The organism is Occallatibacter sp., assembly GCF_036502485.1.
In the GTDB taxonomy this organism is placed as follows: domain Bacteria; phylum Acidobacteriota; class Terriglobia; order Terriglobales; family Acidobacteriaceae; genus Telmatobacter.
In genome coordinates, this window is the sequence record NZ_DASXYM010000033.1 from 1 (window position 1) to 6688 (window position 6688).

6 protein-coding genes are annotated in these 6688 nt (G+C 64.1%); 1 reads left to right on the top strand and 5 read right to left on the bottom strand.

Going from position 1 to position 6688, the window contains the following annotated elements; all coding sequences use genetic code 11:
* From VGL22_RS05510 to VGL22_RS05530, 5 genes are all read right to left on the bottom strand, one after another.
* Window positions 1-257 (bottom strand): SPFH domain-containing protein (locus tag VGL22_RS05510; RefSeq protein WP_465265893.1); only part of this gene is annotated, 257 nt, incomplete at its 3' end.
* A gap of 48 nt (window positions 258-305) precedes the next feature.
* Window positions 306-1655 (bottom strand): NfeD family protein, encoded by a 1350-nt coding sequence (locus VGL22_RS05515; protein WP_465265894.1) that lies wholly within the window; start codon window positions 1653-1655, stop codon window positions 306-308.
* 11 nt (window positions 1656-1666) lie between these two features.
* On the bottom strand, window positions 1667-3289 hold the full coding sequence (locus VGL22_RS05520) for a tetratricopeptide repeat protein (RefSeq protein ID WP_465265895.1): 1623 nt from the start codon (window positions 3287-3289) through the stop codon (window positions 1667-1669).
* A gap of 90 nt (window positions 3290-3379) precedes the next feature.
* Window positions 3380-4993, bottom strand: a complete 1614-nt coding sequence (locus tag VGL22_RS05525; RefSeq protein ID WP_465265896.1) for a glycosyltransferase — start codon at window positions 4991-4993, stop codon at window positions 3380-3382.
* Between the two features lie 56 nt (window positions 4994-5049).
* Window positions 5050-5355: a DUF3467 domain-containing protein gene (locus tag VGL22_RS05530; protein ID WP_465265897.1), complete on the bottom strand. Its 306-nt coding sequence runs from the start codon at window positions 5353-5355 to the stop codon at window positions 5050-5052.
* A gap of 217 nt (window positions 5356-5572) precedes the next feature.
* Between VGL22_RS05530 and VGL22_RS05535 the strand changes: the two genes are divergently transcribed.
* Window positions 5573-6688, top strand: a 1116-nt coding sequence (locus VGL22_RS05535) for a hypothetical protein (RefSeq protein WP_465265898.1), incomplete at its 3' end; no start/stop codon positions are given.

The following is a 6688-nucleotide window of genomic DNA, read 5'->3' on the forward strand; positions in this document are numbered from 1 at the left end:
TTGACCTTGATGGTGACGTTGTCGCGGGTGATCACGTCCTGGGGAGGCACTTCAAACACCTCCTGACGCAACGACATGCGGACCATCTGCTGAACGGGCCGGAATACGAAGATGATGCCGGGGCCTTTGGGCTCGGAGCGCACGCGGCCCAGGGTGAAGATCACGGCGCGCTCGTATTCCCGCAGAATCTTGATGCAGTTGATGAGGTAGAGGATGACGATCGCAAAAAAGACGAGGACTGGGAGCGCACCGGCCATGAGTTTCCCTCTTTGTGGATTCAGGAGGGAATTGTACTCCTAAGGTGTTCAGCCAGCATGGTGGACGTCGAGGTTACCCTGCTCCGCGGAAGCCACTTCGAGCAGACAGGCATTGTGGCCGGTCACGCGCAGCGCCGCACCCGCGGGGAGCGCCTGATCCGCAATGGCGCGCCAGATTTCGCCGTCGACGAGCACATGGCCCTCCGGATCGAGCGGCTCCATGGCGGATGCCGGCCGGCCGATGAGCGCATCGAAGCCAAGCCTCTGCTTCAGCCGCCGCGCACGCATGGCAATGCGTATCAGCAAGACGGTGATGCCGCCGAAGGCAAGGCTGATGGCGACGGCCACCCAGGGGTTGACCGCCAGCTCAGGGATGGGGGCGGCGATCAGCGTCAGGGTCCCGAGCGTCAGGCACACGATGCCGGCGATGGCCAGGGCGCCGTGGCCGCCGAACTTCGCCTCCAGCACCAGCAGCACTGCCGCAGCCAGCAGGAGCATCACGGCGGTGTAGCGAATGGGCAGCAGATTGAGCGCGAAGATGGCCAGGAGGACCATCAATGTGCCGAGGGCACCCGGGACGATGGTTCCGGGCGTGTTGAATTCGAGATAGATCAAAAGCGCGCCGCCGACCAGCAGCAGGAGCGCAATGTTGGGGTTGACGAGCCAGTCCAGAAGATCCTCGCGCATGCTCGACTTCAGCAACTCCACGCGGGCGCCGGCCAGGTGCAGAACCTGCTTTGTGCCGTCAAGGCGCGTGATCTCGCGCCCATCCAGCCTGGCCAGCAGTTCCGCTTCGCTGGACGCCGTCAGATCCAGCAGGTGCTGATTCAGGGCCTCTTCAGCGGAGTAGGAGTGGGAGCTTTGCACGGCGGCGATGGCGGCATCCACGTTGCGGTTGCGCCGGCCCACGTAGGAACGCAGGAACGCCTCGGCGTCGTTTTCCACCTTCTGCTCCATGGTGGCGTCGGGCTTGCCAAACTCGAAAACGACGTGCGCGGCGCCGGCGTTGGTTCCGGGTGCCATGGCGGCGACGTCGGCTGCCTCCAGCAGGAAGAACCCCGCAGAGGCGGCCCGCGCACCCGGGGGGGCGACGTAGATGATCACCGGCACGCGTGAGCTGAGGATGGCGCCGGCCATGCCGCGCATGGACTCCACAAGGCCGCCGGGGGTGTCAATCTCGATCAGCAGGGCCGCGGCGCGATCCATGTTGGCACGGGCGATCGCCCTGTCCAACTGGCCGGCGCTGACGGGCTGGATGGTGTCGTGCAGGATGAACTTGTCGACGACCGGCTGCTCCGCCTGGGCGGGGCGGCCCGACGCACACAGGAAGACGATCAGACTGAACGCCAGAAGAGCCCGGGCGGCCCAGCTTTCGTGTTTCGCAAGCGGTACGAACATGGCTTGCTCCTTCAGGGCGCCTGTTGCTTTGTGGCTCCCTGCTTCGCGCTCAACTGGCGCAGAACTTCCCTGGCGGCCAGGCTGTTGGGGCTCAGCTTCAATGCTTCGTCGGCATTGTGGCCGGCCTGATCCAACTGGTTAGCGGCGAGGTCCAGCCGCGCGAGCACCAAGTATGCATCCGCGGAAGGCTTCAATTCCAGTGCCGCCTGCGCCTCTTTGCGGGCCCCGGCGGCGTCGCCGGTGCGCTCTCTCACTTCGGCCAGTCCTTCATGGGCCTTCTCCGACCGGCCGTCCGCGGCGATGGCCTGCTGATAGAGCCGTTCCGATTCAAGCAGGAGGCCGCGCGAGAGGTACTCCCTGGCCTGGGTGGAGAGCGTCAGCGCTCTCTGTTCAGGCGTAAGGGCTGCCAGGCGCGTCTCCTCCATCTGGTCCATCATTACCGCCGCCTGGCGGAACGCCACGGCGTCGAAGCCTCTGACAATGCGCTCCAGGGGCTCCACGCTCGAGGCGGAGGAGGGGTCTTTCCATGCGGCCAGCAACTGCTGCGCCTCCGTGTCATTGGGCCGGAGCTTCAGATATTGAGTCAGCTCCGCCTGGGGCGCCGCCGTATCGCCATGGCGCTTGAGGCTGACCGCGAGGTTGAAGTGATAGTCCGGTGATGCGGGATCCGCACCGGCCGCCTGCCGGAAGAGCGCGGTGCCGTCATGGCCCTGCCGGCTGACGGCGACTCCCTGGTTGTTCAGTACGGGGGCGAGCGGAAGCACCCGCGCCACGGCTGCGAACGCCGTCTCGGCCTTGGCGTACTCGCCGGAGAAGAGGAGGGCCAAGCCGCGGTAGAAGCCGGCCTCGAGGGCATTGGGGTCATTTCTCTTCACCTTGTTGAACGCCGCGGCGGCGTCTTCATACCGCTGTGCGGCGTAGTCTGCCCGCGCCAGCGCCATCCACGCCTCGCTGAAGTCAGGATTCAGCTTCACAGCCTGCTGCAGGTGGCGCAGGCGCTCGTCCTGATCGGGCTCGGTGATGCCGCGGATGTACTGCTCAAACGCTTCCAGATGCACGTTGGCGCCAGCGGCCACAAAGGTCTCCTGGGCGCCGGAAAAGCCGGGATCCAGTTGCCTGGTGAGCTTCCAGGCGAGAACGTCGAGTACGGCGATCAGGTCGCGCAGTTCGCCGCCGGCCATCACGGGCGCGCTCATCTTGAGGCGCGGCACGCTGATAATTTTGGCCTCGGCCTCGATGCGGTTGCCATCGATCTTGAAGCTGCCCACAATGATGGAATCCGCATCCAGAGTCTGCGCGATCTTGAGTGAACTGGCGTGAGAGGGCTGAAAGCCGGCGGGAAGCCCCAGGTGGTCTAACGCATACAGCCGATCAGCGCGGCTGAGCGGGGCGAAGCCCGCGGAGAGGAAACGGCTGCTCAGGATCTGGGGGGCAGCTTCGCGAATCCACTCGAGGCTTGGCTGCCCGCTGTTGTTGTCAAAGGGAAGCACCAGGAGGATCCGGCCGTGCCCGCCTTCGGCGGCAGAGGCCGCGGGATTAGCCTGGAGGCCGAACGCGAATGACGGCGCCAGAATCAGCGCAAAGGCAGCCAGCCGCAGATTCCGGCGAAGTTGTTGAAAGAAATGAAGGGCCACGACAGCCCTGATTATAAGTTCTTCCACGCAGCGCTGCGTGCGGCGTGCCTGGTTCGGCCCCGGGGGAAATTCGTCGAAGGGGACGCGGACTTATCGGGATTCCGAGATCGCGGCGATCGCGGGCGGCAGGTGCGCGCCGGCTTCGAACTGGCGGTTGAACCGAATGAGGCCGATCCACATGCCCTGGTCCTCTCCCTTCCACACCAGTTGTCCACCCAGTTTGTAGGCGATCTCCTCCGGGGGCAGATCATGATGCAAACCGAAGTACTTTTCGTCCATGCGCCGTCCCAGCGAGATCAAGGGGGGTGGGTCGTACTTGGTGGAAAACACCAGCGCCGCCGAATACCTGCCCGGCTCGTCGGCGGCGCGGTCGATCTGCGCCGGAGAGAAATCGTCGACGGCATAGACGTCCCAGGGCTTGCTGACCCAGCCCAGCTCCGGCTTGGCGAGGGCATCGGTGAGCGGCCACGCGGAGAGAACGGTTGCCCCTGGGAATTTCGACCGCAGTTGCGCAATCCCCGACTGGTGCAGCCGGATGAGGTGGGCATAGGCGAGATTGTCCTCGGGGGCGAAGCCATACGGCGGGTTCACGAAGATGCCTGCCACAAACGCAGCGGCGGAGAGAGCCGCCAGCGCGGGCCAGTAGGGCACCCGCCGGTGGAAGGTGGAAACGGCCAGCAACAGCACCAGCGGGTACATGGGCAACAGATAACGGCAGAGCAGAGCGCCGCCGAGCACACTAAACGCGGCGGCATTCACGAGCAGCAGGATCAGGATTCGGCGGCGCACTGCGGCAGCGATGGTGGTTCGCTCGCGGCCGTCGGCTTCGGTCTGCGGCTTCAGCATCAGGCCGGCCAGCGTCAGCAGCACCGGGACGAACATGTTCATGTGGGCTGTGAGGTGCAGGATGCGATGCCCGAAGGCGGCGAGAATGCGCTCGGGGGTCAGCGTGGCCTGCGCGTTATAGCGCAGAAACTCGGGGTTGCCGAAGAGAAATCCGGTCTTCGCGTAATGCCACGCGTACCATGCGGCCAGGGGCAGGACGCAGGCGGCAAGCCAGAGGGCTTCAAAGATGCAGCGGCGGCGCTCCGGCAGACGGCAGCGTATGGCATGGAGCGCGTAGATCGCTGCCAGGGTGAGGGGGACGGCGATGGCGGTCTCTTTCGAGAGTGCCGCGGCCGTGAACCACGCGGCAGCTGCGCGCGGGTTGCGGCCCCGATCCGGCAGCGCGTACACCAAGCCCCAGAGGGTGCAGGCGGCGGCGAAGATGTCGGCATGCGCGAGCGTGCTCTGCGCAAACCAGATGGGGTAGAGGCCGGTGAGCAGGGTGGTCCAGAACGCCACGGGGGTTGATCCGTTCACGCGCTGGGCGAGCTTCCACACGCCCAGCAATCCCATCGCCGCTACCATCAGCACGGCCTCGCGCGTGACCTCGGGAGTGAAGTCCGACAGCTTCCACCAGAGAGCCAGATATACGCTGGGGAGGGGCGGATGGGCATTGGTCAGGGTTGTGGATGGAATCAGCGAGCCGGTACGAAAGAAGTCCCAGGCCGCGGGGATGTAGTAGCCGGCTTCATCCCAGTAATAAGGCAGCCGCAGCAGGGTGAAGTGCGTGGCATACAGGGCCACGAACACCACCGGAAAGATCATCCACAGCGGGAAGGGCTCGTCCGTCCGCGGCTCAATCAGCTTTCTCCAGCGCAAGCGTGCAATCCTCTTGGGCGCTACTCTTCGTGCTGCCTGCAGTGTAAGTCACCTGCTCAGTGAACCGGGCCCTGCGGAAAGCCGTGCGTTTGCGGCTCGAGGACCAGGGGGCCGAAGGCCTGCTCGTATTGGGCAAGGTTCTGGCCCAGGACATTCCAGAGCGCCTTGGCCTGCTGCGGGCTGAGATAGACGGCGTCATGGTTCTTGATGGTCACCTGCTCGGGGGACTCGCTTGAGGCCAGCCCGAACACGAGCTGGAAGTCCCACACGCTGACCCGCACCTGCACGCTGTTGGCGTAGGACTCGCGGAATTCCGGGGACTGGGTGACATTGATCTGTGGCTGCTGAGGCGTTGGGTTCATAGTACTCAGATTATCGCGCCAACCCTCAGCCCTGCCGTTGCGATCAGGACGGATTGCGTTCCACTTGCCAAGGAGACGGGCAATCCTATTTGCGGCCCGGTATATCATGGGTTCGCCCTCCGGTTCCCGGCAGGGGCGTCACGTTCACAGAGCTGATCCTGCCCTCTCGCTTGCCTTGAGAAGGCTCGGCGGCGGCCGAGGTTGAAGGTGGAGATCGATGCCTGATTCCAACATCACTCTTGTGGTCACCAGTTGCCAGCGCCACGACCTCCTGAAAACTACTTTGGAGACGCTGTATCGGAACACAGACATTGAGCCTCGGGAACTCATTGTGGTGGAGGATTCGGAAGCGCCCATGCCGGGGTTCCTCGCCGATCCCGTGTGGCGTGACCGCGGCCTGCGCTGGATTTCGAATGGAGTGCGCATCGGGCAGATCGCCTCGATTGACCGTGCCTATGCGGAGGTCAAAACCGATTTTATCTTTCATTGCGAAGACGATTGGAGCTTCAACTTACCCGGCGACTGGATGAGACAGAGCAAGGAAATTCTGGACCGGCACCCGGAGATCATCCAGGTATCGCTGCGGGGACACACGGGTTGGCATGATCTTGTGTCCGACGCTCAGTATCCTTTTTTCATTGCGGAGCCATACTGGCGTGAAGGGTGGGGCGGGATCAGCTTCAATCCCGGGCTGCGGCGGCTGTCTGATTACCGGAAGCTCGGTTCCTATGGCAGACACGTCAGCTACGGCACGGCCGGCCTGGGGCACGAACTCGCGCTGAGCAAGAAGTTGCTGGACGAGGGCCGCCGCATTGCGGATCTCGGTGAGCCCATCGTGTCCCACATGGGCGGGACATGCTCGATGGCCAACCAGCCGCTTCAGCCGATGCCGAGGCTCTTGATTGCGATTCCGGCCTGCTTCCGGCTGGACTACGGCGCCTGGGAATCCGGGGACTCGCCACTGTACGACCAGATGCGCGCCTGGGGCAACAAGCCCTATGGCATGGGCATACATCTCTCGCGCGAAAACTGCAGGGCAGACGCCATCCGCGACACCTGGGCCAAAGATATTGCCGCGTACCCCTTTGTGACGTTCCGCTTTTTTTATGGCAAGCCGGCCGGCGGGTACCCGCGTGCCGCGCTTCCCGATGAGGTCTTTCTGGATGTGCCGGACGACTACGAGCACCTTCCCCACAAGACTCACGGGATCGCCAGGTGGGCTCTGGAACACGAGTACGACTTTCTCTACAAGGGCGACGACGACACGGCGGTCTATGTCGACCGGCTGGTGCGGGAGTTGCTGACCAACCGCATCGAATACGCGGGGTATGTG